Genomic DNA, 26,278 nt, shown 5'->3' on the forward strand with positions numbered 1-26,278 from the left:
GTCCTTTCTCCACCTTCACCATGAGTCAGCGGCGAATCCTCGTTGGTGCACTGCTTGTCCTGCTGGGGGCGGCGGCCATCCTGTTGCTCCCTTTGCCCAGGCCGTGGCGCGACGTTACGCATATCGTCAACGAGCTAACGATCGCGCAACCCGACACGGTGGTCTTCGACTACGTCTGCACACCGGCCAACTGGCCCAGCTGGCATCCCTCCTCGCTGGCGGTGGCCGGCGCGGCCGATCATCCGCTGCTGCCGGGCGAGCAGGTTACCGAGACCTTCCTGGTGGCCGGGCGGCGCGGCCAGGTGGTGTGGACGGTGGTGGAGCGCACCCGCCCCTCGGTCTGGATGATCCGGGGCAGCATCGACGGTCGCGAGGCGGGTGCGGTGCGCTACACGCTTGCCCCGGCGCCGCAAGGCACGCGATTCCGGCGTGAATTCACCTACGCCGCGCCGAACCTGCTTTTTACGCTGACCAATCGCCTGCTGCTGCGCGGGCGCATCGAGGCTGAATCCACCGAGGCCGTTACCCGCCTGCGCGCCGTGCTGGAAGCGCACAAGCTGGATGCGGACGACTGATCGGCTTGCCGCTTGCATGGCGCGGCATCCGGTTGCGCGGCGGAGCTTGCCAGCGCAAGCCATGGCAGGGCACGTATACTGTTCGGGTACTTCAATCGGAGCAGATGGTGTCGGTAGAAAACCCCGCGTCCAAGGCAGGACGCAACCCAGGAGCGGCGGATGCGCCGCAGCCCGCAGCGGCGGCATTGCCGCCCAAGCCCGTTGCTCCGGTCATGCCGGATATCAACGATTGCTGCGGCAATGGCTGCGAGCCCTGCATTTTCGATCTGCACGCCGAGGCGATGGAGCGCTATCGCGCCGAACTCAAGGCGTGGCAGGCGCTGGCCGGCCAGACAGCGGACGCCAGCGCCGGCGGCCCCAGTTTCTGAGCTGCCTGTCCCGGATCTCCAGGCGGATACACCACACGCAAAGCACAAGGAGTCCCCCGTGCCCGTCACCGACCAGCCTGTCCTGGCCGATCTCCACGCGTTCGTGCGGAGCCATCCCCGCCTGCTCGTGCTGACCGGCGCCGGCATCAGTACCGATTCCGGCATTCCCGGCTACCGCGACGCGCAGGGCAACTGGCAACGCACGCCGCCCGTGCAGGCACAGGATTTTTTCCGCTCGCACGCGGTGCGCCAGCGCTATTGGGCGCGCAGCATGCTGGGCTGGCCGGTGCTGGCCAATGCGCAGCCGAACGCCGCGCACTTTGCGCTGGCGCAATTGCAAACCGCCGGATACTTGCAGCAGTTGGTGACGCAGAATGTGGACGGCCTGCACCAGCGCGCCGGCAGTACCGGCGTGATTGAGCTGCACGGCCATGTCGGCAGCGTGATCTGCCTGGACTGCGGCGCGCGCCGGCCGCGGGCGTCGCTGCAATCGCAGCTGGAGACCGAGAACCCGGACCTGGCGGAACTGCGCGCCTTGCCGGCCTCCGATGGCGACGCGCATCTTGAGCTGGCCAGCTTCGAGGCAGTATGCATTCCCGCCTGCGGCCACTGCGGCGGCGTGTTGAAACCCGATGTGGTGTTCTTCGGGGAATCCGTGCCGAGGGAGCGCGTCGACGCCAGCATGCGGGCGCTGGAGCAGGCCGATGCGTTGGTGGTGATCGGCTCGTCGCTGACGGTGTTCTCGGGCTACCGCTTCTGCGTGGCCGCCGCCAGGCAAGGCACCCCGGTCGCCGCGATCAACCTCGGGCAGACCCGTGCCGATCCGTTGCTGACGCTAAAGGTAGAGGCGTCCTGCGCGGCGGCCCTGACGGACCTTGTCGCGCGGCTGGGCCTGCCGGCAGACACGGCATCCTGAGGTATTGGCCAGGGATATCTCGGAGGGATTGCGCCGTGCAGCGCGTGGCGGCGCCGAGCGCGGAAGGCAAGCTAGGGAATGCCACTACAGCACTGGCCTGGATATTGCTTAAAATCGCCCTGTTAATACTGTGAAATTTCACAAGGCGACGAAAATGCAATTACTGGGACTGGACCGGCCTGGTCGGGAGCAGGTTTGACGGGAGGTGCGCACCGCCGTGGGGCGCTGGCGGGACGGAGCGCCACGCCATGAACACGCGCTTTGTCGAAGCCTTCATGTGGGTAGCCCGCCTCGGCAGCTTTCGCGCGGCGGCCGAGAAGCTGCACATCACCCAGGCCGCGATGTCCAATCGCATCGCCTCGCTGGAGCAGGAAATCGGCGCGCGCGTGTTCGAGCGCGAGGCGCGCGACCTGCGGCTCACGCCGGTGGGCCTGCGGCTGCTCGGCTACGGCGAGCGGCTGCTGGAGCTGCAGCGGGAGATCATGGTGCTGGGGCGCTCTGGCCACGAGTTGCTGGGGCTGGTGCGCATCGGCGCCATCGAGAGCGTGGTGCATACCTGGCTGGTCGATTTCCTGCGGCACCTGCAATCGTCCTATCCCGGCATCGAAGTGCAGATCACTTCCGAGACCACCGAGGGCTTGCACAAGACCTTGCGCGCCGGCGGTATCGATATCGCCTTGCAGACCGATCCCGCGGTTGGAGAGGGCATCACCAGCACGCCGTGCCTGCCGATGACGATAGGCTGGATCGGGCCGGCCGGGCCCGCGCAGCCGGGCGAGGGGAAACTGGCCTCGCTGCTGCAGCACCCGACCATCACCATGAGCCCCGGATCGCAGCCGCACCTTGCGCTCAAGGAGTTGTACCGCAAGGCTGGGCTGCCCGTCGGCAAGGTGCACTGCGTCAGTTCGATCGCGGCCATCGTGCGGCTGGTGAAGGCCGGTTTCGGCAATGCGCTGATGCCGCTGGCGCCAGTGCGCGAAGAGGTGGAGCGTGGCGAGCTGCGCGTGATTGCGTGCGATGCGCCGCTGCCGCATCAGCGGCTGGTGGTGAGCCATCTCGATCATGCCGCCTCGGAGGCGATCCGGCTGGTGGCGGATCTTGCCTGTCGTGAATCGGATCGCTTCGTGCGTTCGCTGCCTGCACCGTTTGCGCCCGAATAGCGCATCGCAGTGCGCTAGGCTGGTGCGCGAACTCGGTAGGGTCGAACAGAAAAACTGATCGGAAACACGAAGAAAAACCCGTTTGTCGCGCGCGGCGATCGCGCCGATCATCAACTCAACGCTTTGGAATCAGCGTGGCAACCGGAGAGTTTGATGAGCGAGATGTTTGCGACCGAGAGTTTGACAACGGAACAACCGGCGGAACTACCGGCGGGACAACCGGCGGGACAGCCGGCGGGGTTGTCCCCGCAGGGCATGCTGTTCGTGGCGTCGAATGTGGACGCGGCCGATGAGGCCGATTTCAATCAATGGTATGACCGCGAGCACGTGGAAGAGCGCGCCCGCATCGCGGGCTTTATCTCCGCCGCGCGCTATGAAGCCGTGCAGGGCGGCCCGAAGTATCTTGGCCTGTATCGCACCGAGTCGCTTGCCGCCTTCACCTCCGCGGCCTACAAGGCAGCTTTCCGCAGGCAGACGCCGTGGTCGGTCGGCAACCTGGAACGCATGCGCCAGCCGATGCGCCGCGTGAGCGAAGTCACCGCGACGGTCGGGCAAGGCAGCGGCAGCTGGCTAGCCGTATTGCCGCTGGCGCGGCCGGAGGATCCGCTGGCGCTGGTCGATTTCGCTGGCGAGGTGGGCGGGCAGCTCTCCGCGCGGGCCGGCTTCGTCCAGTCGTACCTGCTGATGCCGGACGAGGAGTTGAGCCAGCCCTTGCCCAAGGAAAGCCTGGTGGACCGGCAGTTGTTGCCCATCCTGGTGATCGAGAGCAGCGCCGAAGCCGCGAGCGTCCTGGCGCTGGAAGAGGCCGCGAAGCGCCTCGGTGCCTCGACGCGGCAAGCTGCGCGTTATGTCCTCAAGTGGAAGCTGTACGCGCGGGAGGTGGTGTGATGCAAAACGCCAACACGATTCCCGCGGCGCCGGGCTCTCTCGATGGTGCCGTCGCCGGCGGAGCCAAGCCCGGGATGGGCCGCCTGGCCGCGGCCAGCACGATCGGTACCACGCTGGAGTGGTACGACTTCACTGTCTATAACCTGATGGCCGCGCTGGTGTTCAACGCGGTCTTCTTTCCCTCGTTCGATCCGCTCACCGGCACGATCCTGGCGTTCTCCACCTATGCGGTGGGCTATGTCTCGCGCCCGCTCGGCGGCGTGCTGTTCGGGCACCTTGGCGACAAGCTCGGCCGGCGCTTCGTCCTGGTCGCCACGCTGGTCCTGATGGGCTTGGCCACGGGCCTGATGGGCTTGCTGCCCACCTACATATCGTGGGGCATCTGGAGCCCGATCCTGCTGGTGGCGCTGCGTTTCCTGCAAGGCGCGGCCATCGGCGGCGAATGGGCGGGGGCGGTCTTGCTGTCGATGGAGCACGGCGAGCAGCACCAGCGTGGACGCAACGCCTCTTTCACCCAGGTGGGGCCGTCGTGCGGCACGCTGCTGGGCACCGGCTTTATCGCCGTGGTTTCGCTGTGGCTGAGCCCGGAGGATTTCCAGGCGTGGGGCTGGCGCATTCCGTTCCTGTCGAGCGTGCTGCTGGTTGTCTTTGGCCTGTGGTTGCGCAAGGGCGTTGAGGAAACGCCGCTGTTCAGGGAGATGGAAGCGCGCAAGAGCACGGCCAGGACGCCGGTCAAGGAAGTGTTCGTCGATCACTGGCGGCGCCTGCTGATGGCCGGCGGTGTGCGCATCGGCTCCGATGTGCTCTATGCGTTAGTGGTGGTATTCACGCTGACCTACGTGACTAGCGTGCTGCACCTGTCCCGGCCGCTGGCGCTGACCGCGACCATGATCGGCGCGGCGTGCAATGCCATTGCGGTGCCCTTGTTCGGCAGCCTGTCGGACAAGCTGGGCCGCCGGCCTGTGTATATCGCCGGGGCGCTGCTGGCGGTGGTGTGGGCCTTTGTCTTCTTCCGCCTGATGGACAGCGCGCAGCCGCTGCGGATCGGCGCGGCGGTGGTGGTCGGGCTGATCATCCACGCCATGATGTACGGCCCGCAGGCGGCCTTCGTGACCGAGCAGTTCCCCACGCGGGTGCGCTATGCCGGTTCGTCGCTGGCCTATACGCTGGCAGGCATCGTGGGGGGCGGTTTCGCGCCGTTGATCATCGCCAGCCTGTACAAGTCATACGGCTCGACGCTGGCGATCTCGCTGTATGTGAGTGCGGCCGTGGCGTTGACGCTGGTGGCTTTGCTGGCTGCCCGGGAAACCGCGAACAAACCGCTCGAAAGCTAGGTCTCGCCCGCCGCGAAAACGGGTTCGCGGCGGCCTTGCAGCAAGGACTGGCGAAAGGAGAGCACATGGGCCGTCACCGCGCTGGCCGCTGCGGCGGCGTCGCCGTTGCGCAGCGCCTGCAGGATGGCGCGGTGCTCGGCGCCTACCTCGCTCAGGTGCCCTTCGGACGACAACGAGATGGCCCAGAAGCGCTGCGAGCGCGCGTGCAGTACCTTGAGTATCTCGATCAGGATCGGATTGCCTGAAATCTCTGCGATCTGCTCATGGAACAGCCGGTCCAGGTTGGTCACCTGAGCCAGGTCGCGCCGCGCGATGGCGTCGTCCACCTCGCGCAGGATCCCTTCGAGCTCATGCACGCCGGTGGGAGTGACGCGTTCGGCAGCCAGCCTGGCGCACAGCGTCTCGTTGGCCAGCCGTACGTCGATCAGGTGCAGGGCGTCGTCGATGGAAAGCGGGGAGACCACCACGCCCTTGCGCGGCAGGATCTGGACCAACCCTTCGTTGGCGAGCCGGTGCAGCGCCTGGTTGATCGGCGTGCGGCCAATGTCGAGATCGTCCACCAGGCTGGAGATATTGAGATGCTCGCCCGGACGGTAGACCAGCGTGGTAAGCCGCTCGCGCAGGCCGGCATAGGCCCGCTCGTTCTGCGATGGTTCCTCGGTCCTGGTCCGGGCGCGCGATGAGCCGGCGCTACGGCGATCCACTGATGGCAAAACTCTCTCCCCAACAACACGCCGACGCGTGCAAGCGCGTAATCGTACTACCAAAACCCGGCGCGAATGCCGGCTGGAAGGTGGTGTGGTGCTCCAGCGATCCTTCGCCATGAAGCGGCATTCGCACGCCGGGCGCCATCCGGGGCACGATACCGGCTGCGCCACGTGCCAGTTGAGACCCGCTGACACCCGCTGACACCCGCTAACGCCCGCGCAGCGGATCCAGCAGGCCGCTCAGCCCGTTGTGGTCGAGTTCGTGCATCAGCGCCAGCAACTTGCCGATTTCGCCGGGCGGGAAGCCTTCGCGCGCGAACCAGTTCAGGTAAGTGCCGGGCAGGTCCGCGATGACGCGCCCCTTGTACTTGCCGTACGGCATGGTTCGGGTAAGCAGGAGTGGCAGGTGTTCGGGATTCATGGGACGGCCTCGGGCCGGCATCGGATGGTGCCGGCACGGGCAATGTTACCAGTGCGCCCCGGCGTGTTGTCCGCCAGGCCGGGCCACGGTGGCAGAAAGGCCCCGGTTTGCCGCTGCCCGTCGCGCCGGGTTACGATGCCCAACTTACCGCTGACGAGGGTGGGCAACATGGCAAAGCAAGGCTCAGGCGCCGGCCTGAAGGGAATCGCGATGTTCGAGGCCGCCAAGGGCGCGGTGGTGATCCTCGCCGGATTGGGACTGGTCGCGCTGCTGCACCGGGATGCACAGGCGCTGGCCGAGGCGATCGTCGACCGCTTGCACCTGAATCCGGGGAGCCGTTATCCGACCATCTTCCTGTCCTTGATGTCCCATCCGAGCGACGCCCGGCTGTGGGCCATCGGCGGCTCCGCCGCGATGTACGCGGCCATGCGCTTCGCCGAGGCCTACGGCCTGTGGCGCCAGCGCCTATGGGCGAAGTGGCTCGGGGTATGGTCGGGTGGGATCTATATCCCGCTTGAAGTGTACGCGGCGGTGCTCCACCCCAGCGCGATTCATATCGGGCTGGCCATCGCCAATACGCTGATCGTGGTCTATCTGGCAAACAGCATCAGGCACAATCCGGCTGGCGCCTGAGCGTCGAACCCGGCGAAGCTAATCCGTCCGCCGGACACGTGCGCGCGCCGCGCGGCCCGGCGCGGCGCGCTTCGGGACAGCTCAGCGCAGCGGGGGGCGGCTGTCAAAGCGATGCCGCGCGGCCATTGCCATGGCACCGGCCAGCGCCAGTGCCACCAGCAGCCAGGGATCCACGGCACCCCCGCCGCCGCTTTCCATGTCGTTGCCCGCGCCGCGGGTCTCCGCTTCGGCGCTTTCCGCGCTGCCACTCGCCCCTGTGGCTGCGCTCGGTGCAGCGGCTTCATCGCGCATGGCCAGGTCCACCACCAGCGGGTCGTGGTCGGACGAGCGATAGGGATCGGGGGCATAGAAGGACTGTTGCTGGGCCTCGCTCTTGTGGGCCAGCGGATAGGCCAGCGAGATCGGCTCGTCGGCATTGATATGCCAGTGGCGCGCCGCGAGGATGCGGCTGGCCGCCCCGGCATCGGCAAGCGCGTGGTCGATATAGCCGGCCTCGCCTCCGAAGACGTAGCTGTAGGCACCGCTGCCCGCACCGGCGAAGCGGGCAATCATGTCGGCGTAGCCCCGGCCGGCCAGCAGGCGGATCGGGTCTTCCTGCGCATAGCTGTTGAGGTCGCCGATCACCAGCTTGCCATCGTCGGCCACGCCGGTGGGCGAGGTGGCCAGCCAGTCCGCGATCCTCGCGGCTGCCGCCACGCGCGTGGGATTCCAGCAGCTCTGGCCGTCGCGCTGGTCCGCATTGACGCCGCGGGCGTCGTTGCAGCGCTTGGACTTGAAATGATTCACCGCGACCGTGATCTTGCGGGGTTGGCCGGCCAGGCGGAAGGTGGCGGCCAGGGGCTGGCGCGTCCTCTGGCCCATGGCCAGCGTGGCGGGTTTGCCTACGGGTTCCACGGTGCGGGCGTTGTAGACCAGGGCGACCTTGATGGCATCGCTGCCCAGACTTTCCACGCCGGGATCGATAAAGCGCCAGTCCGGTCCGAGCTTGCCCACCAGCCGGCGAATGGCGCTCAGCTCGCCATAGCCATTGTTCTCGATCTCCATCAGGCCGATCACGTCGGCGCCAAGCCCTTGCAGCGCGCTCAGGATCTTGGCTTCCTGCCGGGCAAACTCGGCAGGAGTCCTGGCGCCGCGGTGGTCGGGGTCATCGAAGCCGGCGCCCCGGCCGTCGCCGTTGAAGTAGTTCTCGGCGTTGAACGAAGCCACGCGCAGATCGGTGCGGGCAGCGCGTACCGGCGCGCCCGTGCGCGGGTTGGTGGCGTGAAACACCGGTGGCGGCGCGCCGGGAACGGGCTGGAGGCGCCAGCCGCCAAAGCGCCTTTCCAGCACGCCCTGCACGTTGGCGACGGTGGCGCCGGCGCGCAGCGTATTCGAGGCGCTCAGGCCCGGTGCGGGGTGGATGACGAGCGGCGGGTTCTGATGGTTGGAGCCGTCGTCCAGCGTCAGGCGATTCAAGGCATTGGCGGCGGCCTGGGCGGTGGCGGCTTCCCCCGGCAATGCCGCGTTGGTGGGCAAGGGCAGGCGGCCATGGCTGAGCACCACGCTGCCATACCGGCCGAGTTCGAAGGTATCGCTGACGGTGAGGGTCTGGGGCAGCCGCACCAGCATGCCTTCATAGGCCGCCAGCGCGCCTGTGTGCGGCGCCGGCAGCGTGACCACGGCCGGGGTGACCGACTGGGCCCTCGCGCAGACGGTCGCCCGGCCGGATTGCCTCAGTTGCATCTGGCCGGACCGCTCCTCGACAGTGCCGAGCACGCGGACCAGGTCGCCGGCACGCGCCCCCGCGCGCGGCGCATGGACGAACATGCCCTCCGATATGCCGGGCCGGTTCTGGCGCTGGGCGTCGGCTTGCTGCACAAAGTAGCCGCTGAAGCCGCCGGTGCCCGAGTAGTCCGCCGTGACCACGGCCTCCACGGCAACCCTGCGTCCGACGGCAGGCGTGCCTTCGCTTTGGTCGCGGAGACTGGCGATCAGCGTGGCCGGCGCGCCGCATTGTGCGAGGATGGCCGCCGGCAGCGTTCGCTGCACTTCGGCATTGCCCACGTCGGCGCGGGCGGGCAAGGCGAGGCATAGCAACGTCAGGCAGGTCGGAATGACGCGCGGCAGGGAGGGGCTTGGCAAGGACAGGCGCATGGAATGGGAATGGGAGCGGGCTCGGAGGCTGAGGTGGCATGGCGCCAGCCGCTGTCGAGGCGTGGCGCTTGCGTGACCGGCGCGCCAACAGGGCGTATGGACCGGTAACGGCAAGCTTAGGGGGGACGCCTTGCCCGCACGTTGAGACAAATCTCATATTGACGTCCGGCAGACTCTGCGAGAATGCAACCTTGTCTTCCACCCTTGTGTTCAACCCTTGTGTTCAACCCTTGTGTTCAACCCTTGTCTTCAACGCGCGAGGCCACCGAGCCGCTGGCGGCCGGGCATCCGGACGGCGCTGGCGAAACCGTGGCGCGGGATTGCGTTTCCAGGCAAGCCGTCGCCTGGTTCGCTTCTCGCGACAGAGCCACTTGTATTCATGCGCCAGAGGATTCAGGAGTCCAACCCCATGGCATCCACACCGGAACGTCCCAAGCATTTCTCCATGATCCGCGAGTTGCATCTCGCCGATCTGTTCACACTGGGCAACGCGGCCTGCGGCATGGCCTCGGTGTTCTTCGCCATGTTCTACATCGCCACGCAGTCGACCGGCCATTTCATGTCGGCGGCAGCGCTGGCGCCGGCGGCCTTTGTCTTCGATGTGCTCGACGGGCGCATCGCCCGCTGGCGGCACCAGCACTCCGCGCTGGGCCGCGAGCTGGATTCGCTGGCGGACATCATCTCGTTCGGGGTTGGCCCGGCAGCGCTGGCGTTTGCCGCCGGCATGCGTGGCGGCTGGGATATGGCGGCGCTGGTGTATTTCGTCTGCTGCGGCGTGAGCCGCCTGGCACGCTTCAACGTGACCGCGGAGGCCTTGTCCGAGGGCAGCGGCAAGGTGGCGTATTTCGAGGGCACGCCGATTCCCACCAGCGTGCTGCTGACCGCCGTGCTGGCCTTTTGCGCGTGGCAGGGCCGGGTGGGCGATGCGCTCTACGGGGGCGTGTGGGCGATCGGTCCGGCGGACCTGCATCCGCTCGCGCTGCTGTTCGTGCTGTCAGGCTCGCTGATGATCAGCAGGACGCTGCGCATTCCAAAGATCTAGACAAAATGTATTGACCTGCCATCGTCTATCGCCGGCTACTGCCGCAGCGACAGCCAGATCGCCTTGGGCTCGGTGAAGTTTTCGATGGCGGCGTCGCCGTGTTCCCGGCCCAGTCCGGAATCGCCGGCCCCGCCCCAGGGCAGCCGCACGTCGGTGTGGCCATAGGTGTTGATCCACACGGTGCCGGCTCTGAGTTCGGCGGCCACCTGGTGCACCCGGCCGATGTCGGCGCTCCACACGCCCGCCGCCAGGCTGAATGCGGTGCCGTTGGCGATGCGCACGGCGTCGGCTTCATCGTCGAAGCGGATGACGCTGGCGACCGGGCCGAAGATTTCCTCCTGCGAGATGCGCATCTCATGCTCGACATTGGCGAACACCGTGGGCGCCACGTAGTAGCCCTTGTCCCCGAGGCGCACGCCGCCGGTCACGGCGGTAGCGCCTTCGCGCTTGCCGATGTCCACGTAGTCCAGCACGGTCCTCATCTGCGCGGACGAGACCAGCGGCCCCATGGCGGTTTCCGGCGCGGCCGGATCGCCGACCCGGATCGAGGCGGCGCGCGCGGCGAGCTTCTCCACCACCTCGTCGTAGACCTCGCGCTGCGCCAGGATGCGCGAGCCGGCCGAGCACACCTGTCCGGCGTTGAAGAAGATGCCTGAGGCCGCGGCGCGCACGGCGGCGTCCACGTTGGCGTCGGCAAAGATCAGGTTGGCCGATTTGCCGCCGAGTTCCAGCGTGACGCGCTTGAAGTTGGCCGCGGCGCCCTGCATGATGCCGCGCCCCACGCCAGGCGAACCGGTGAAAGTCACCTTGTCGATGCCAGGATGCACCACCAGCGCATTGCCCACCACGCTGCCCTTGCCAGTGACGATATTGAGCACGCCAGGCGGCAGGCCGGCTTCCAGCGCCAGTTCGCCCACGCGCAGCGCGGTCAGCGGCGTGATCTCGGCGGGTTTGACGATGACCGTGCAGCCGCAGGCCAGCGCCGGCGCGATCTTCCACATGCCGATCATCAGTGGGAAGTTCCACGGCACGATGGCGGCGACCACGCCGACGGGCTCGCGCACCGTGTAGGTCAGCGCACCAGGCCGGGTCGGCACCACCTGGCCGTGGATCTTGTCTGCCCAGCCGGCGTAGTAGCGCACGGTATCGATCACCGCCGGCATGTCCTGGCGCCGCACGGCGGCCAGCGGCTTGCCCGCATCCAGGCTTTCCAGCGCGATCAGCTCCTCCTGGCTGGCCTCGAGCAAGTCGGCAAAGCGGTACAGGATGCGGCCGCGCTCGGCGGCGCGCAGGCCGTTCCAGACCTTCAACGCGGCGCGCGCGGCAGCCACGGCCAGGTCCACATCGGCGGCGCTGGCCTGCGCGACCAGGGCGATCGGCCGTTCCGTGGCGGGGTTGATATCGGTGGAATACTCTCCCGTGCCGGGCGGCAGGCGCCTGCCGCCGATCAGCAAGTCGTGTCTTGGCAGTTCGGGCTGCGTGCTCATGGTGGCTCCTCGCTAGGATCGGTGAACCTGGCGGCACGTTGGCGAGAAAGCGATGCGGCTTGCCGATGGCGCCCGTGCCTGCTGTCACGATGCAGTTTGGGTGGGCGCTGGCTCCAAGTCCAATTAATAGGACTGATTGATTAATACGAAATTCGCATGAATAGCAGGTTGGAGACCGGCGTGGGCGAGCCGCGCAACGCCTGGATCCCCAGCCCTCAGCCTTCGGTCCGCGTCATGCGGCCCGCGCCGGCGGCGGCGCGGGGGATGTCCTGTCGCCAGCCTGCATCGCGCAGCAGGGCTGTCATGGCGGTATGCAACTGCTGCGCCACTACGGGCTTGTGCAGCAGCGCGGCACCGCCGGCATGCACGCTGCGCAGGCGATCCGGGGCGGTATCTCCGGTGATGATCACGGTGGGAAGGGCGTAGCCGAGCCGCTCGCGGATCGCCATCATCACTTCCTGCCCCGTGTGCTCGCCGCGCAGGCGGTAATCGGCCAGCAGCAGGTCGGGCTGGAAAGTGGGTAGCGCAGCCAGCGCTTGTTCCTCGGACTCCACCGCCAGGCAAACCGCTTGCCAGCTCTCCAGCAGCGCGGTCATGGCGAAGCAGATCTCCTGGTCGTCGTCGATCACCAGCACGCGCAGCCCGTTCAGGCTGGGCTTGTACTGCAAGCCGGCGGCGGGCGCCTCGGCACGGTCTTCGGTGCGGGGCAGGGCAAAGCGGAATACCGAGCCGCGGCCGGGCCGCGAATCGAGCTCGATCCGGGTCGAAATCGTGCGCGCCAGCCCTTCCACGATGGCCAGGCCGAGCCCAAGGCCCTTGCGCTGGTCGCGCTCCGGATTGCCCAACTGGTGGAACTCCCTGAAGATGGCGCGATGCTGGGACTCGGGGATGCCCACGCCGGTATCCCACACCTCGATCACTGCGCTTTCGCCCCGGCGGCGGCATGCCACCAGCACGCCGCCCTGGCTGGTGTAGCGGATGGCATTGGCAATCAGGTTGCGCAGGATCAGCTCGACCAGCGTCGGATCGGCAAACACGGTGGCGGTGGTATCACGGGTGCGATAGAACAGGCCACGCCCGTCGGCTTGCGGGGCGAGCTCGTTCTCCAGCTTGTACAGCAACGGCTGCAGGCGGAACGCACGTGGCCGGGCGGTGATCACGCCGGCGTCCACCTTGGAGAAATCCAGCAGCGTATTGAGCATCTCGCGCGCGGCGCCGGCGGCGGCCTCGATGTGCGTGAGCAACTCGCGCTGCTTGCCTGAGAGATCGGAGCGGCCCAGTGTGACCACGAACAGGCCGAGCGCGTGCAGCGGCTGGCGCAGGTCGTGGCTGGCCGAGGCCAGGAACACCGATTTGGCGCGGTTGGCCTCCTCGGCCTCGCGCTGGGCACATTCCGCGCGCGCGGTCTGCTCGCGCAATTGCGAGATCAGTTCCACGTTGGCGAAGCGCAGCGCAATACCGTGGCGTGCCACGCGCGCATAGTTGCGGGCAAAGATCATCAGCACCGTGAAATAGAGCGGCGTGGCGAGGAACATGGCCAGGTAGGCCACATCGCCCGTGGCGAGGAAGACTGCCCAGACCGGCACGATGGCTGGCACGAAGAAGCCCACGGCAACCGGCAGGCAGGCGGAGAACACCGCCAGCGCGGCTGCGCTCATGCCGGCGATCAGCGACAGGATGCAGATCACCGTCGCGGGCGACTTCACATCCATGTACAGCCATGCCGCCAGTCCCCAGAGCGCGCCAATCAGCATCAGCAAGACCGTCATGGCGCGCGCGTAGAGGCCGGCCCTGGCTTCGCCGGTGCGTCCGGGCAGCAGGCGCCGCCCGAAATGCCCGGCAGCGCAGGCCGCGCCCATGGCCAGGGCCCAGGGGAAGGCACCGGGACGCCCGCCCACGCTTAGCCCGAGAGCCAGGATGACGGCCGCCAGCGCGCAGCCCAGCATGGCGATGCCGAAACTCTGTTCGATCAGTTCCATTTCCGCGGCGAGCAGGCGCGGTTCGTCAAAGCGGGGGAGGAGCAAAGCCATGGCTTACCTGCCGGTCTGCACCAGGCCGCGGCGCTGGGCCTGCAGCACTGCTTCCATCCGGCTGACCACGCCAAGGTGATCGAGAATGGCCGCCACGTGTACCCGGACGGTGTTCTCGGAGAGTCCCAGATGGTGTGCAATTATCTTGTTCGAGCGGCCCTGGCTGAGTTGCTCCAGCACTTCGAGCTGGCGCGGCGTGAGGGAGCTGGCCTGGTAAGCGATGTTGTTCGCCATGCGGTTTGCCCTGCCGTCCGGATTGCCCTGGCTGTTGCCGGCCAGGTCGGGGCTGAAATAGGTGCCGCCCCGCAGGCAGCAAGCAATGGCTTCCTCGATCTGGACACTGTCCGCGGATTTCGGCAGGAAGCCGGCGATTTCCCTGCGTGCAGCAGGCGGAATGGTCTCAAGTCCCGAGGTGCCGGACACGATCAGGATGCACGCGGCGGGGAAGTGGCGGCGCAGCACCTTGATTCCCTCGATACCGTTGAGGCCGGGCATCTGGATGTCGAGCAGGATGATGTCCACGGTGGCGGCGCGATGCTCCTCCACCGCGCCCATGACCGAACCTGCCTCGATGATGCTCGCCACGCTCGGGCTGTCAGCCAGTACCAGGCGCAGGCCAGTGCGGAACAGGGTGTGATCGTCGATCAGCAGCAGGTGGGCGTTGAGCATGGGCTGGGAGTTGGACGGCGGCCGGCACGCTGGCAGCGGCCGCTGGAAACCATGGTGATGCCAAAGGAGCGGTCCGGTCAATGCGATCGCCAGGCCGAATTGGACTAGATTCTCGCGGCCTTGTCCATTTCCCTCCCTTTCCCTCCCATCCCCCACTAAAGAGGGGATAGACAGTGCTGGCAATGGAAAAGGTTTCGGAGCGCGCGCTGTGCGGAGGCAGGAAATACGGGGCCTGGCGGGAAATGGACAGGTCGCGGGCCACGGCTGCCATAGGGCCACACCGGGGCATATCGTGAATACCTAGTCCAGAAGGATTATTTCGCTCGGGGCCGCCCGGTGCCACCATAAGGCCGTGGGTGATTTCCGCGACTCGCCCATACCACTTTTATTGCCCATATCCACCCGGCTGTGGGCTTTTTTTCGTCCGGCGGCTTTAGCGCGCGGCAATATGCGACCCGATGCGTCTCGATCAGCCGTTCAGCCGTTCAGTCGCTCAGCGGCTGCGCAGCTTGCATGTTTCAGACCGACCAGTGCACGGATGTTCCTTGATCTGGAGCACGCGGTTGCGGCGTCACCCTTGGTTCGTGCCGGAGCGGTCCGCCGCACTGTGTAGCGACACCAGCCGCGCCAGCACGATCGCTGGATAGAGCTGGCCGATCAACGCCTCGAGGATCGCAAGCGACCTGGCTGCGTGAGCGACCGGTGTGATGTCGCCATAACCCACGGTTGTGAGCGTGACGAAGCTGAAGTAGAGCCACGTGGAGCGATCGGCCGGCATGTCGCCGCGCGGTATTCCGGCATAAGCACCGGGGTCGTAGATGCTGATGAGCTGATAGGCCTCCGACCACACCACGCCGATCAGTATGTAGAGCGTGATCGCGCCAAGTATCCGGTCGAACGTTGCTGTGCCGGCGCCGAACACCTTGATCCCGATGACCACGCTAAGCAGGCCGAGTGAGGCGATCGCTGTTTCGTCACGTAGCCCTGTTGTCATGTCCGGTGGTAAAAGCCATGCGGCCCAGCGGACTACTATCGCCACACCGGCGACTATCGCGATCGGCACCAACTGTGTGCGGTGGTCCGATACAGCCACCACGCCGGTCAGAAGAACCAGCGACAGGAGCACGTCCTGCGCGACCTTTGCCGGGACGCTCGTCGGCGAGATGGAGAATGGAACGACGAATACAGCGAGGACGGCGAACGACAGAAGCGCCACCATACTGCTGATACGCAGATGCGCGGCACGGTCAAGCCCTGGATGTGCATATCTCATTGTCGCTCCCACGCTAATGAAGCTGTGCGCCCGCTTTCCCATCGTGCCGTTGTTCCCAGCGGGTCGAGCTGCGACGAGAAAGTCCGCAAGTTCGAAAGGGCAGTATTTCAGCCGGCCTGGGCATCTTTCCCGCCCAGACCAGTCGGCTCATGCTCTGGCGCGTTGTTGTCCAACGGCGCGATCGCTGTTGCGTAGCGGCTGATCCCAGGGAGCGCGGTGAGCCCGTGCGCGAAAATGCTGAGCAGCACTGTCGCTGCTACGGCAACCTTGATGGTAGTTTCTCCCGGCAGGTTTGTTTCTCCCTCAAGAAACACGAGTCCGAGGACGATAGACGCCAGTCCCCTCGGGCCGAACCAGCCCATGAACAGAACGGTCGACCGGCTGAGGCCGGTACCTCTCAGCGCAATGGCCACCGGAAGCATGCGAATCATCGTCAAACTTAGCACGCCGTAGACCAGGATGGCAAAGCTGAATTGCGCCCAGAAGCGAGTGACGAGCAAGCCGAAGAGGAAAAAGACGAAGTAGTTGAAGAGTTGCCCCCATTCTTCGGTGAACTCGACGCTGTGTTCGCCAACCTCGCCGAAGCCCGCTTGCGTAGAGAGTCCGGCGACGAATGCGGCAATGAACATGCTCGCGCCGGTGGCCTCCGAAGCGAGCACGCAAGCGAGCGGCAACGCCACAACGCCGAGTAGCGAAAATGGTTCTGCCATCCACTTTGTGCGGCGCGCAAGGCCTAGCAGCCAGCCTCCCACAAGCCCGACGCCGAGTCCGATCAGTGTTCCGTAGCCAAGCTGTTCGACGAGGAAGCGACTGAGCACGGCGCCGCCTGCGCTCTGCCCTTGGGCCACGGCCAACGCGATGAAGAACATCATGATGGGAACCGATAGCCCGTCGTTAAGTCCCGCCTCAACGTTCAACGCCTGCCGAATCCGTTGTGGCACATGCGGGCTGTTGACGATCACCTGTCCGAGGCCGGCATCGGTCGGCGCCAGAATCGCTGCGAGGATTCCTGCTTCCCACCAGGAGAGTGTCCCGAGAACGGCCATCGCGCAAAGCGCGCCTAGCGCGATGGTGAGCAGCATGCCCGTGCTTAGCAGGCGAACGGGCAGATTCGCGTTGCCCTTCAGCATACGCGGACGGACGCGGGAGGCATCGGTGAAGAGCGTCATGACGAGCCCGAGTTCTGCAACCAGCAGCAAGCCCTTCCGGTCAAGCGCCAGTTCGCTCAGTGCCTCGGGCGAAGCCGCCATAAGCACGCCGGCAGCGGTGAAAAGGAGGGGCGCGGTGAAAATCGTCCGCTCCAGCCGCCGCGATACCAAGCTGTAGAGAAAGACCATCAAGACGAACGCGGCGATGATGACCATGAGTCAAGTCTCCGGATACGCGGTGCGAGCACACGACCTTGCAACGCTGGTGCGCACCGCACCTTGTAAGCATAGACCTGCGGGAGATCGGTTCATTGACATAGGTCAGCGTGTCCTCCATCCCGATACCGTCGATCGAGCAGCAGGAAGGCTGCTATATTTCGCCACAAATTCGGATGCACAGCCTGTCAACAGCCGTGCTGAACCCAGGCGATCCCGCACGCGTGTCCAATTGGCTTTTTGGTCTAAACCCGCCATCGCGCTGATATAGATCAACATGCGTTGTGCCCAGGCTTCTACCGTTTATTTGTGCGCTCATCCAGATGATCGTGCGATACCCCCCGCCCGATACCTGGAAGACCTATAAATACAATAATCACGGAGGAGAAAGCGATGGCCTACCACACCGACGAAATGCCTGTCATGGCCCCACCCGTCCCCAAGCCGCTGCCAGCGCCATCGCCGCGCGCTGGCTCGCTAGCCGATTTCAAGGCGATGGGCAAAGCGTTGCGGGACAAGTGTCCGCGAATCTCGCACGCCGAATGGAAGCCACCGCACAACCGGCCGGACCCGGTCCGCCTGGTGCTGAAGACCGACGAGGGGCGCATCCCCGAGCTCCTTCCCCTTCGCCACGGCCGCATGGTGCTATCCCCCTTCACCTTCTACCGGGGCTCGGCGCTCGCTATGGCGGTGGATCTGGCGGCTATGCCGGCTACCGGCGTGCACGTGCAATGCGGCGGAGACTCGCACCTGGTCAACTTTCGGGGTCTCGCCACCCCGGAGCGGCGAGTCATCTTCGCTATCAACGACCTCGATGAGACCCTCCCGGCTCCCTGGGAGTGGGACCTCAAGCGCCTCGCGGCGAGCTTCGTGATCGCGAGTCGCGACAACGGCCTCACCGAATCCGCCGCCAAGGATGCGGCCCTCATTTGTGTCAGGTCCTACCGCGAGCACATGGCCGAGTACAGCGAAATGAAAGTGCTGGAGCTGTGGTACTTCGCCCTGGAGGCCGAGATGCTGATCTCGACCATCAAGGATGCCGGGTTGCGCCGCCGCGTGATCGACCGCCTGGCGAAGGAGCGTGCCAGCAGCACCTCCGAAGCCATCTTCCCGAAGCTCGTAGGCGACTCGAGCAGGTCGCCGGTCATCAAAGACCAGCTTCCGTCGATCTACCACATTAAGGGTCACCACCCGGGGGAGATCCATCCGGACGTCGCGCAGGGAATCGCCCGGTACCGCGAGACCCTGACACCGGCCCATCGCATGTTGTTCGATCGCTACGAACTCAAGGACGCCGCGTTCAAGGTCGTCGGCGTCGGGAGCGTCGGCACCGCCTGCTGGATCGCCTTGCTGATGGCCCGAGAAGGAGATCCTCTCATTCTCCAGATCAAGCAGGCGCGCGCCTCGGTCCTGGAAGCCTACGCGGGGAAGAGCGTCTACCGGAACCACGGAGAGCGTGTCGTGAACGGCCACCGGCTCATGCAGCCGGCCAGCGACATTTTCCTCGGCTGGCTCGAGGGGAGGAGGGGGCGTCACTTCTATGTCCGCCAGCTCCGGGACGTCAAGATCAAGCCCGCCGTCGAGACGTTCCACACGACCGAGATGAACTTCTTTGCCGAGATCTGCGGCAACTCGCTGGCGCTATCCCATGCGCGCTCCGGGGATGCCGCCGTGATGAGCGGGTACATGGGGAAAAGCGACACGTTCGACAATGCGATCGCCGCCTTCTCTGTTGCCTACGCCGACCAGAACGAAAAGGACCACGCCGCGCTCAAAGGTGCGATCCGCGACGGAAAGGTCGAGGCGGTCCTCGAAGAGGCGTAGTGGCGTGCGCAATGCACGCACTGCGCTCCTGCCTTGGGGGCTGTTGTCGGACTGATTGGCCAGCAGATGGGGCGATGCAGCCGCGGGGGCGTGGTGCGTAGCCGCAGGCTGAACACAATGCAGCAATCCTGAAGGAGATGGCGCATGTACAACAAGATCTTGGTGGCGATCGACGGCAGCCACTGCAGCGATCAGGCCCTGGAAGAGGCGATCGGCATTGCCGGCGCCTGCAGCGCGGAGCTGGAGATCGTTCACGTCATTGACAGCGGATATGAACAGGCAGAGGTGCGGGCAGGCCTGGTCAGGAAGGGGCAGGAACTGCTGGCGGCGGCACAGGCGAAGGCCGAGGCCAGGAATGTGCGCTGCCATGCCGTCATGGTCGACGACATCATGGCGCTCGGTGATATTGCCAACCAGATCCGGCAAGTCGTGGAAGGCAGCCACGCTCAACTGGTCGTGATCGGCACCCACGGACGCCGCGGGATGACCCGGCTGCTGATGGGCAGCGTAGCCGAAGCGCTTGTACGCCAGTGCAAGGTGCCGGTCACGCTTGTCAGGGCACCGCAGGAAGCGTGAGCTGCGGATGCGGGTCGAGTCGCCGGCGACGCGCACTTCTATTCCTCTCATTCATGACAACTGGCGAGGAGCACACCGATGACAAATCGAACCTTTAGAACCGAACATGACCTGCTGGGCGATCGCGAGGTCCCTGCCGATGTCTATTACGGTGTACACACGCTGCGCGCGATAGAGAACTTCCCGATCACGGGCACCCCGATCTCGATCTATCCGGAACTCATCAAGGCGCTGGCTTGTATCAAGCAAGCCGCCGCGCAGGCCAATCATGAACTGGGCCTGCTCGATGAACCCCGCTGCGATGCCATCGTCAAGGCATGCGCGGAGTTGCTCGCCGGCAAGCTCCACGAGCAATTCGTCGTCGACGTGATACAGGGCGGCGCCGGCACCTCGACGAACATGAACGCGAACGAGGTTATCGCCAACCGCGCTCTGGAACTGCTGGGCCACCAGAAGGGCGAATACCAGTACCTGCATCCGAACGAGCAGGTCAATATCGGCCAGAGCACCAACGACGTCTACCCGAGCGCCCTCAAGATCGCGACCTGGTTCGGCATCGTGGGCTTGGTGGATGCCATGGCGGTGCTGCGAAGGGCGTTTGAGCGCAAGGCGGAGGAGTTCAAGCCTGTCCTGAAGATGGGGCGCACCCAGTTGCAGGACGCTGTGCCGATGACGCTGGGCCAGGAGTTCAGCACCTATGCCGTGATGCTCGGCGAGGACGAGCAGCGGCTGCGCGAAGCGGCCCTGCTGATTTGCGAGATCAATATGGGCGCCACCGCGATTGGTACCGGCATTACCGCGCACCCGGACTACGCGCCGCTGATCCTGAAGCGCCTTAAGGAAATCACCGGCATTCCGCTGATCACCGCGCCGAACCTGATCGAGGCCACGCAGGACTGCGGCGCCTTTGTGCAATTGTCCGGCGTACTTAAGCGAGTGGCAGTCAAGCTTTCCAAGACATGCAACGACCTCCGCCTGCTTTCCAGCGGCCCGCGCGCCGGCTTGGGGGAGATCAACCTGCCGCCCATGCAGGCGGGGTCGAGCATCATGCCTGGCAAGGTGAATCCCGTGATCCCGGAGGTGGTCAACCAGATCGCGTTCGAGGTCATCGGCAATGACATCACCGTCAGCTTCGCCGCCGAAGCCGGACAACTACAACTGAATGCATTCGAGCCGATCATCGCGCACAGCCTGTTCAAAAGCGTCAGCCACCTGCGCAACGGTTGCCTGACTTTGGCAGAGCGGTGTGTCAATGGCATCACCGCCAATGAGGAGCGCTTGCGCGCCACGGTGGAAAACTCCATTGGCATCGTGACTGCGCTGAACCCCTACATCGGCTACGCCAACGCAACGGCCGTCGCGCAGGAAGCGCACGCCTCAGGCGGCAGCGTGTACGAGATCGTGTTGCGAAAGGGCCTGCTCTCCAGAGAGGAACTCGACAGGATCCTTCGTCCGGAGGTGCTGACACAGCCGACGCCGCTGGGCCAGGCTCCGYGGGCCCAGTGATCCCAGGCACGGCATATCCGGCTGCGCGAGAAATCGAAGCAAACCGCCCGCCAGCTTGGACGCGACGACGGCAAGCATGCCGGGCTTATCACGCAGTTCGTCCACGCGCTCAAGGAGGCGACAGGGGCAGACGTGACAGCGCAGGCGGATACCATCTCATCGGCGGCAGAGCTAAGGCAGAGCAAAGGCAGAGCAAAGTGACCGGCTGGGACGCGTGCGGAATTGGTAAGCGGCATGGTGTGGCGATAAGGCTGGGGGTGGCCACCCACAGCGTGCTGGACTGTCCCCGGTCCATGGCCTCGCGAATGCGCACTTCGGTCCAGCCGGGCGTGTCCTGCAGCACAAAGCTGGCCAGCGCCACCGGTTCCTCGACACGGATGCAGCCATGGCTCAGGTCGCGCCGGTCCCGCGTGAACAGCGCGGGCGCGGGCGTGTGATGCAGGTAGATATTTCCCGCATGCATCCCCTCGTCCTCGTTGCACCCTCATTCCTGGATCTCGCTGCGGACCATCAGTATCGGCTTGTTGCTCTTGTGCACCACGCCTTCGGCCACGCTGCCCATGATCAGGCGCCGGAAACCGCGGCGGCCGTGCGTGCCGAGCACGATCAGGTCCGCGTCCCAGCGATCGGCTTCTTGCACGATGGTGGTGGATATCTGGCCGGGGGAAACAGGCTTTTCGAGGATCTTCGTCGTATGCGGGATCCCCGCATCCGCCAGGCGCGTGGCGGCGGCCGCCAGCGCGTCGCGCCCCACGGCGAGGATGCCCTCCATGAGCTTGTTGGTATCGTAGGTGCCAACGGAAAAGAAGACATCGCTGTCGTCCGCCACGAAGAGCACCTTGACCTCGCTGCCGGTCGCCTTGGCGACCGTGATGGCCTGGCTCAGGGCGAGGTCCGAAGAGCGGCTGCCGTCCACCGCGAGCAATATTCTCTGGTACATGGTTCGTGCCTCCTGACTGGACATAGGAAGGGCGCGCGCATGGGCGCCGCCTCCATCAGCAGCATAGGGCGCGGGCCAGGTGACGTATTGACCTGCGTCAAGCAGACTGGACGATGCGCAGTACCGCCGCGCCGGCCAGGCGGCCCGCGCGCAGGTCGGCCAGCGCGGCATTGGCCTGCTCCAGCGGATAGACCGTCGTGGCGGTGCGCAGGGGCGTGGTTTGCGCAATCCGCATCAGCGCCAGGCCGTCGGCGCGCGTGAGGTTGGCCACCGACACAATAGACCGCTCCTCCCATAACAGGCGATAGGGAAAGGCCGGGATGTCGCTCATATGGATGCCGCCGCAAACCACCGTGCCGCCCTTGGCGACGGCCTGCAGCGCCAGCGGCACCAGTGCGCCGACCGGCGCGAAGATCAGCGCGGCGTCAAGCGGCCGCGGCGCGGGCTGGTCGCTCGGACCGGTCCAGCAAGCCCCGGTGTCGCGGGCAAGCTGGCAGGCGGCGGCGTCGCCTGGCCGGGTGAAGGCGAAGATCTCGCGCTGCTGGGCGACGGCGATCTGCGTCACCAGGTGGGCAGCGGCGCCGAAGCCGTAGATGCCGATATGCCGGACGTCGCTAGCGTCGCCCGCCATGCGCAGCGTGCGGTAGCCGATCAGGCCCGCGCATAGCAGGGGGGCCGCGTGCTCGTCGTCGTAGTGCGCCGGGATGGGGAAGCAATAGCGGCTGTCGGCCACCACGTACTCGGCGTAGCCGCCGTCGCGCGTGTAGCCGGTGAACTGCGGCGCGTCGCACAGGTTCTCGCGCTGCGCCGCGCAATAGCCGCAGTGCCCGCAGGTCTGCCCGAGCCACGGCACGCCGACCCGGTCGCCAGGAGCGAGGTCCGTCACGCCAGTGCCACAGGACTCGACCCTGCCGACGATCTCGTGTCCGGGAATGAGCGCCGCCTTCGGGTGCGCGAGTTCGCCGTCGAGAATGTGCAGGTCCGTGCGGCACACGCCGCAGGTGCTCACGGCGATACGCACCTCGCCAGGGCCGGGCACCGGCACGGGGACGCGCGCCAGGCGCAGGCCCGGCCCGGCACCGTCGAAGATCATCGCGCGCATCGCTTCTTGCATATTTCCATCCACCGCGGACGCACCACCAGGTGCCTGGCTTTCATGCTAGGCCATGCCGGCCGCCGGCTTTTGACCTGTATCAATGCCGGCCGCGCTCCGGAAAACTGCGAATTCCATGATCGACATCAACATCGCGCTTGCCGGAGCGTCCAGACTGGAAACGTCGAAACGAGAGCGGCGCCATGCCCTTGCCGGACAGTGGCGCATTGGCTTCAAGCAGGAGGTACATGATGTACAGCAAGATCCTGGTTGCCGTGGATGGCAGCGAATCTGCCGAGCGGGCGCTGGCGGAGGCGCTTCGCCTGGCGGCTGCGCTGGGCTCCGAACTCATGGTGGTGCATGTGATCGATAACAGCTATCTCAGGTATGAGGTCGGCTACGTCGACCTGACAGACCTGCGCGCCGGCCTGCTCGAGGGCGGGCAGATCCTGCTGGACGAGGCCAAGGCCAAGGCTGCGGCGCAGAAGGTGGCATGCAGCACGCTGATGGTGGACGAACCGCTGGCGCTGGGCGACGTGGCCAACGCGATCGAGCAGGCGGCGCAGCAGGCGGGCGCCGAGCTGCTGGTGGTGGGCACGCACGGGCGCCGCGGCGTGCGGCGCCTGCTGCTGGGCAGCGTGGCGGAAGGACTGGTCCGGCAATGCCGCCAGCCGGTTCTGCTGGTGCACACGCCGTTGGCAGAAGGGAGCGCCGGCGCAAAGCCGGCGTAAGCGCGGCAATTGGCTTGACCTGAGTCAATAGCAGCGTCCAGGCTCTTCCTGGACTGGATACAGGCCTCCCAACCGCACAGGAATGTCATGGATTACGCCAGCATCATGGTCCACCTGGACACCAGTCCACGCGCGCTGGATCGGCTTGAAATCGCTGTCCGGCTCGCCGTGGCCCGGCATGCCCGGCTGATCGGGCTGTTTGCCGGCTTTATGCTCAATACCGGCGGTGCCGGGGTATACAAACTGGAGAGGTAGAAGGCTGGCGTGCCGCCGCTGTGGCGCCATGCCTTGCCACATGAACGCGGATTGTCCTTGCAGGGGAGATACATGATGTACAGCAAAATCCTGGTTGCCGTGGATGGCAGCGAATGCGCCAATCGGGCGCTGGCGGAGGCCCTCCGGCTGGCCGCGACGTTGGGCTCGGAACTCACCGTGGTGCACGTAATCGATAACAGCTATCTCAGGTACGCGGTTGGCTATGCCGCGGACCTGCGTGCCAGCCTGCTCGCAGATGGACAGACTTTCCTGGACGAAGCCAAGGCCAAGGCTGCGGCGCAACAGGTGACATGCAAGGCACTGATGATGGAGGATAAAGCACAGTCGCTTGACGACGTCGCCAGCGCGATCGAGCAGGTGGCGGAACAAACAGGCGCAGAGTTGCTGGTGCTGGGTACGCATGGACGTCGCGGTGTGCGGCGCCTGCTGATGGGCAGCGTAGCGGAAACACTGGTCCGGCAATGCCACCAGCCGGTACTTCTGGTGCAGGCGCCCTTGCCCGTTCTGGACCAGGTGGTGGAGGGCAGTGTCGTAGCAATATAGGCCCTGGGGCAGCGCCACATAGATGTTGATCTCGTTCAGGCCATGCGGCGAGGGCGCTGTGCACCCGTCGCCGCCGCGGTTGACCCCGTCGGCCACCCACACCAGGTCGCCGAGATGCCGATTGCTTAACGCTTCCTCTCCAAGCTGCACGGTCAATGCGGCATTAAGCTCGAATCGGTCCGGCTGCGAGCGTCGCCGACCGACGCGGAGATCCCGTGCACCATGGCCTGTATCAGCCGGTTGCTCCGGCCTCGCCAATTCGCACCACATGGCCCCATTCATCGCTGCCCAGTGGTTCTTGCGCGCGCCGCTGCCACTCCAGCACCTGTAGGTCCGCGTCCGATGGGTCGCCGCCCTGGCGCGCGCGCGTGGCGATGCGTTCGCGCAGGGTAACCAAGCTGGCATGGCAGTCGACGATGGAAAACGGCACGCCCTGGCGTGCGGCTAGCGACGCGAACCGCAGCCGCTGCTCGCGTGAAAGGAAGGTCGCGTCGGCGATCATCGGGAAGCCGGCGGCACTGCCAAGCCGGCAGATCGCCAGCAGCCGCCCGTAGACGCGGGCGGTGTGTTCTGCCGTGTAAAGATCGCGGTGCGCGGCGGCGTGGCTGCGTGAAGGACGTTTGCGCTCCACGTCGGCGCGCACGCGCACCATGGCTGCGGCCAGCGCCAGTTGCTGGGCAATGGTGCTCTTGCCGCTGCCCGAGAGGCCGTGCATGATGGCAATCGCACCCGGGCGCCGCGTCAGGGCGTCGATGGCCAGCGCGAGCAAATTGTTGCAGCGCATCTGCGTCGTCGCCATTTCCGTCGCCGTGCTCGTACCCGCCACGCTGCGCTGGTGCGCCCGCTCAAGCAGTACGCGAGCGCGCACCACGGCGCGCAGAGCCGTGTAGAACGGCAATAGCGCCAGACCGGCATAATCGCCGCTGCACTCCAGGTAGGTATTGGTCAGGCGATAGGCAAGATCTTGCCTGCCGGTATGCTGCAGGTCCATGAAGAGAAAGGCGGTATCGCTGATCGTATCGATCCAGCGCAGCCTGGCATCGAATTCAAGGCAGTCGAACGGCGTGGGCACGCCGTCGATCAAGGCGATATTGCCAAGGTGCAAATCCCCATGGCACTCCCTGACATGGCCGCTCGCCAGCCGTTTTTCAAAGCCGGGGCGCAGCGAAGCGGCCCGCTCGCGCAGCAATGCCGCCAGGTGTGTCGTTGCATCGGTGGCCGATGCGAGCGCGGCAACCCTCGCGATGGCCTGTTCCGCCACCGCCGCGATCCGCTCCGGCGTGCCGTGCCCGCTGTCGGCACTGGCTACGGGCGCAGCCAGGTGGATCGCGGCAAGCCGGTGGGCCAGCGTCTCGATATGCGATGCGGTCAGCCGATCCGATTCGGCCATGGCGCAGAACAGGTCTCGCTGGCGGAAGCGGCGCATCTTCACCGCATACTCCAGCGCTTCGCCAGTGCCTCCTACCCGGACATCCCGCCGGCCAGGGCCCGCCACGATCGGTACCAGGCCGAGGTAGAGCGCCGCCGCCATCCTGCGATTCAGCTCCAGTTCGGCTTCGCAATCCGCTTTGCGGGCAGCCAGCGTGGAGAAGTCGACGAAGTCGAGGCACACCGGCTTGCGTACCTTGTAGGCGAAGGCGCCGGCAAGGAACACTTGCGAGATGTGCGTCTCGATGAGGCTGACTTTGGCCACGGGATGTAGGTAGGCCGTGGGGCGCATCAACGCTTGCGTGAGTACAGCCGGTTCCATGCCGGGCTCTCCCAGGTGCCTGTCTCCCCGATCGGGCAG

The 26,278-nt window shown here is 66.0% G+C and carries 26 protein-coding genes and 1 pseudogene; 14 read left to right on the forward strand and 13 right to left on the reverse strand.

Going from position 1 to position 26,278, the window contains the following annotated elements:
- The first annotated feature begins 20 nt into the window (after nucleotides 1-20).
- The 6 genes from AC1DQ3_RS27070 to AC1DQ3_RS27095 all read left to right on the forward strand — a co-directional run bounded on the left by AC1DQ3_RS27070 (nucleotide 21) and on the right by AC1DQ3_RS27095 (nucleotide 5,241).
- Nucleotides 21-575, forward strand: a complete 555-nt coding sequence (locus tag AC1DQ3_RS27070; RefSeq protein WP_477123234.1) for an SRPBCC family protein — start codon at nucleotides 21-23, stop codon at nucleotides 573-575.
- 104 nt (nucleotides 576-679) lie between these two features.
- A complete protein-coding gene (locus AC1DQ3_RS27075; RefSeq protein WP_477123235.1) occupies nucleotides 680-943 on the forward strand; it encodes an oxidoreductase-like domain-containing protein in 264 nt (87 codons plus the stop codon).
- A gap of 58 nt (nucleotides 944-1,001) precedes the next feature.
- Complete coding sequence (locus AC1DQ3_RS27080; RefSeq protein WP_477123236.1) at nucleotides 1,002-1,859, forward strand: NAD-dependent protein deacetylase; 858 nt, start codon at nucleotides 1,002-1,004, stop codon at nucleotides 1,857-1,859.
- A gap of 248 nt (nucleotides 1,860-2,107) precedes the next feature.
- Nucleotides 2,108-3,019: a LysR family transcriptional regulator gene (locus tag AC1DQ3_RS27085; RefSeq protein WP_477123237.1), complete on the forward strand. Its 912-nt coding sequence runs from the start codon at nucleotides 2,108-2,110 to the stop codon at nucleotides 3,017-3,019.
- 153 nt (nucleotides 3,020-3,172) lie between these two features.
- Nucleotides 3,173-3,907 carry a hypothetical protein gene (locus AC1DQ3_RS27090; RefSeq protein WP_477123238.1) on the forward strand — a complete coding sequence of 245 codons (735 nt, stop codon included), beginning with the start codon at nucleotides 3,173-3,175 and terminating at the stop codon, nucleotides 3,905-3,907.
- Nucleotides 3,908-3,981: 74 nt separating this feature from the next.
- The gene (locus tag AC1DQ3_RS27095) at nucleotides 3,982-5,241 is read left to right on the forward strand and encodes an MFS transporter (RefSeq protein ID WP_477123257.1); all 1,260 of its coding nucleotides are present in this window, start codon (nucleotides 3,982-3,984) and stop codon (nucleotides 5,239-5,241) included.
- Here the strand turns inward: AC1DQ3_RS27095 and AC1DQ3_RS27100 are convergent.
- Both AC1DQ3_RS27100 and AC1DQ3_RS27105 read right to left on the reverse strand, forming a co-directional pair.
- Nucleotides 5,238-5,945, reverse strand: coding sequence for a GntR family transcriptional regulator (locus AC1DQ3_RS27100; RefSeq protein ID WP_477123258.1), 708 nt, complete (start codon nucleotides 5,943-5,945; stop codon nucleotides 5,238-5,240). The two genes, AC1DQ3_RS27095 and AC1DQ3_RS27100, sit on opposite strands and share 4 nt — an antisense overlap.
- 211 nt (nucleotides 5,946-6,156) lie before the next feature.
- Nucleotides 6,157-6,369 (reverse strand): DUF3820 family protein, encoded by a 213-nt coding sequence (locus tag AC1DQ3_RS27105; RefSeq protein ID WP_477123239.1) that lies wholly within the window; start codon nucleotides 6,367-6,369, stop codon nucleotides 6,157-6,159.
- Between the two features lie 168 nt (nucleotides 6,370-6,537).
- On the opposite strand from AC1DQ3_RS27105, the gene AC1DQ3_RS27110 reads away from it, so the two are divergent.
- The gene (locus tag AC1DQ3_RS27110; RefSeq protein ID WP_477123240.1) at nucleotides 6,538-7,002 is read left to right on the forward strand and encodes a DUF2127 domain-containing protein; all 465 of its coding nucleotides are present in this window, start codon (nucleotides 6,538-6,540) and stop codon (nucleotides 7,000-7,002) included.
- A gap of 81 nt (nucleotides 7,003-7,083) precedes the next feature.
- On the opposite strand, the gene mprA is transcribed toward AC1DQ3_RS27110, so the two are convergent.
- On the reverse strand, nucleotides 7,084-9,123 hold the full coding sequence (gene mprA / locus AC1DQ3_RS27115; protein WP_477123241.1) for an MprA protease, GlyGly-CTERM protein-sorting domain-containing form: 2,040 nt from the start codon (nucleotides 9,121-9,123) through the stop codon (nucleotides 7,084-7,086).
- A 421-nt stretch (nucleotides 9,124-9,544) separates the two neighbouring features.
- Between mprA and AC1DQ3_RS27120 the strand changes: the two genes are divergently transcribed.
- A complete protein-coding gene (locus tag AC1DQ3_RS27120) occupies nucleotides 9,545-10,177 on the forward strand; it encodes a CDP-alcohol phosphatidyltransferase family protein (protein ID WP_477123242.1) in 633 nt (210 codons plus the stop codon).
- 35 nt (nucleotides 10,178-10,212) lie between these two features.
- Here AC1DQ3_RS27120 and AC1DQ3_RS27125 read toward each other — a convergent pair whose 3' ends face one another.
- The 5 genes from AC1DQ3_RS27125 to AC1DQ3_RS27145 all read right to left on the reverse strand — a co-directional run bounded on the left by AC1DQ3_RS27125 (nucleotide 10,213) and on the right by AC1DQ3_RS27145 (nucleotide 17,000).
- A complete protein-coding gene (locus tag AC1DQ3_RS27125; RefSeq protein ID WP_477123243.1) occupies nucleotides 10,213-11,664 on the reverse strand; it encodes an aldehyde dehydrogenase family protein in 1,452 nt (483 codons plus the stop codon).
- Between the two features lie 215 nt (nucleotides 11,665-11,879).
- The gene (locus AC1DQ3_RS27130; protein WP_477123244.1) at nucleotides 11,880-13,694 is read right to left on the reverse strand and encodes an ATP-binding response regulator; all 1,815 of its coding nucleotides are present in this window, start codon (nucleotides 13,692-13,694) and stop codon (nucleotides 11,880-11,882) included.
- Between the two features lie 3 nt (nucleotides 13,695-13,697).
- On the reverse strand, nucleotides 13,698-14,363 hold the full coding sequence (locus AC1DQ3_RS27135; RefSeq protein WP_477123259.1) for a response regulator: 666 nt from the start codon (nucleotides 14,361-14,363) through the stop codon (nucleotides 13,698-13,700).
- Between the two features lie 571 nt (nucleotides 14,364-14,934).
- A complete protein-coding gene (locus AC1DQ3_RS27140) occupies nucleotides 14,935-15,636 on the reverse strand; it encodes a potassium channel family protein (RefSeq protein ID WP_477123245.1) in 702 nt (233 codons plus the stop codon).
- A gap of 107 nt (nucleotides 15,637-15,743) precedes the next feature.
- On the reverse strand, nucleotides 15,744-17,000 hold the full coding sequence (locus tag AC1DQ3_RS27145; protein ID WP_477123246.1) for a cation:proton antiporter: 1,257 nt from the start codon (nucleotides 16,998-17,000) through the stop codon (nucleotides 15,744-15,746).
- A gap of 393 nt (nucleotides 17,001-17,393) precedes the next feature.
- On the opposite strand from AC1DQ3_RS27145, the gene AC1DQ3_RS27150 reads away from it, so the two are divergent.
- From AC1DQ3_RS27150 to aspA, 3 genes are all read left to right on the forward strand, one after another.
- Nucleotides 17,394-18,824 carry a DUF2252 domain-containing protein gene (locus tag AC1DQ3_RS27150; protein WP_477123247.1) on the forward strand — a complete coding sequence of 477 codons (1,431 nt, stop codon included), beginning with the start codon at nucleotides 17,394-17,396 and terminating at the stop codon, nucleotides 18,822-18,824.
- A gap of 144 nt (nucleotides 18,825-18,968) precedes the next feature.
- Nucleotides 18,969-19,400 carry a universal stress protein gene (locus AC1DQ3_RS27155; RefSeq protein WP_477123248.1) on the forward strand — a complete coding sequence of 144 codons (432 nt, stop codon included), beginning with the start codon at nucleotides 18,969-18,971 and terminating at the stop codon, nucleotides 19,398-19,400.
- A 78-nt stretch (nucleotides 19,401-19,478) separates the two neighbouring features.
- On the forward strand, nucleotides 19,479-20,906 hold the full coding sequence (gene aspA / locus AC1DQ3_RS27160; protein ID WP_477123249.1) for an aspartate ammonia-lyase: 1,428 nt from the start codon (nucleotides 19,479-19,481) through the stop codon (nucleotides 20,904-20,906).
- Between the two features lie 253 nt (nucleotides 20,907-21,159).
- Here the strand turns inward: aspA and AC1DQ3_RS27165 are convergent.
- The 4 genes and pseudogenes from AC1DQ3_RS27165 to AC1DQ3_RS27180 form a co-directional block, all read right to left on the reverse strand.
- Nucleotides 21,160-21,357 (reverse strand): annotated as a pseudogene (locus tag AC1DQ3_RS27165) (L,D-transpeptidase family protein); the annotation flags it as partial.
- Between the two features lie 33 nt (nucleotides 21,358-21,390).
- A complete protein-coding gene (locus AC1DQ3_RS27170) occupies nucleotides 21,391-21,846 on the reverse strand; it encodes a universal stress protein (RefSeq protein ID WP_477123250.1) in 456 nt (151 codons plus the stop codon).
- A gap of 97 nt (nucleotides 21,847-21,943) precedes the next feature.
- The gene (locus AC1DQ3_RS27175; protein WP_477123251.1) at nucleotides 21,944-22,960 is read right to left on the reverse strand and encodes a zinc-dependent alcohol dehydrogenase family protein; all 1,017 of its coding nucleotides are present in this window, start codon (nucleotides 22,958-22,960) and stop codon (nucleotides 21,944-21,946) included.
- Nucleotides 22,961-23,039: 79 nt separating this feature from the next.
- Nucleotides 23,040-23,189 (reverse strand): hypothetical protein, encoded by a 150-nt coding sequence (locus AC1DQ3_RS27180; RefSeq protein ID WP_477123252.1) that lies wholly within the window; start codon nucleotides 23,187-23,189, stop codon nucleotides 23,040-23,042.
- 1 nt (nucleotide 23,190) lies between these two features.
- Between AC1DQ3_RS27180 and AC1DQ3_RS27185 the strand changes: the two genes are divergently transcribed.
- The 3 genes from AC1DQ3_RS27185 to AC1DQ3_RS27195 all read left to right on the forward strand — a co-directional run bounded on the left by AC1DQ3_RS27185 (nucleotide 23,191) and on the right by AC1DQ3_RS27195 (nucleotide 24,489).
- Nucleotides 23,191-23,670, forward strand: a complete 480-nt coding sequence (locus AC1DQ3_RS27185) for a universal stress protein (protein ID WP_477123260.1) — start codon at nucleotides 23,191-23,193, stop codon at nucleotides 23,668-23,670.
- A gap of 87 nt (nucleotides 23,671-23,757) precedes the next feature.
- A complete protein-coding gene (locus tag AC1DQ3_RS27190) occupies nucleotides 23,758-23,925 on the forward strand; it encodes a hypothetical protein (RefSeq protein ID WP_477123253.1) in 168 nt (55 codons plus the stop codon).
- A 72-nt stretch (nucleotides 23,926-23,997) separates the two neighbouring features.
- Nucleotides 23,998-24,489, forward strand: coding sequence for a universal stress protein (locus AC1DQ3_RS27195; RefSeq protein ID WP_477123254.1), 492 nt, complete (start codon nucleotides 23,998-24,000; stop codon nucleotides 24,487-24,489).
- A 232-nt stretch (nucleotides 24,490-24,721) separates the two neighbouring features.
- Here AC1DQ3_RS27195 and AC1DQ3_RS27200 read toward each other — a convergent pair.
- Nucleotides 24,722-26,278, reverse strand: a 1,557-nt coding sequence (locus tag AC1DQ3_RS27200; RefSeq protein ID WP_477123255.1) for a bifunctional aminoglycoside phosphotransferase/ATP-binding protein, incomplete at its 5' end; no start/stop codon positions are given.

The organism is Cupriavidus sp. 01T418 (assembly GCF_056398885.1).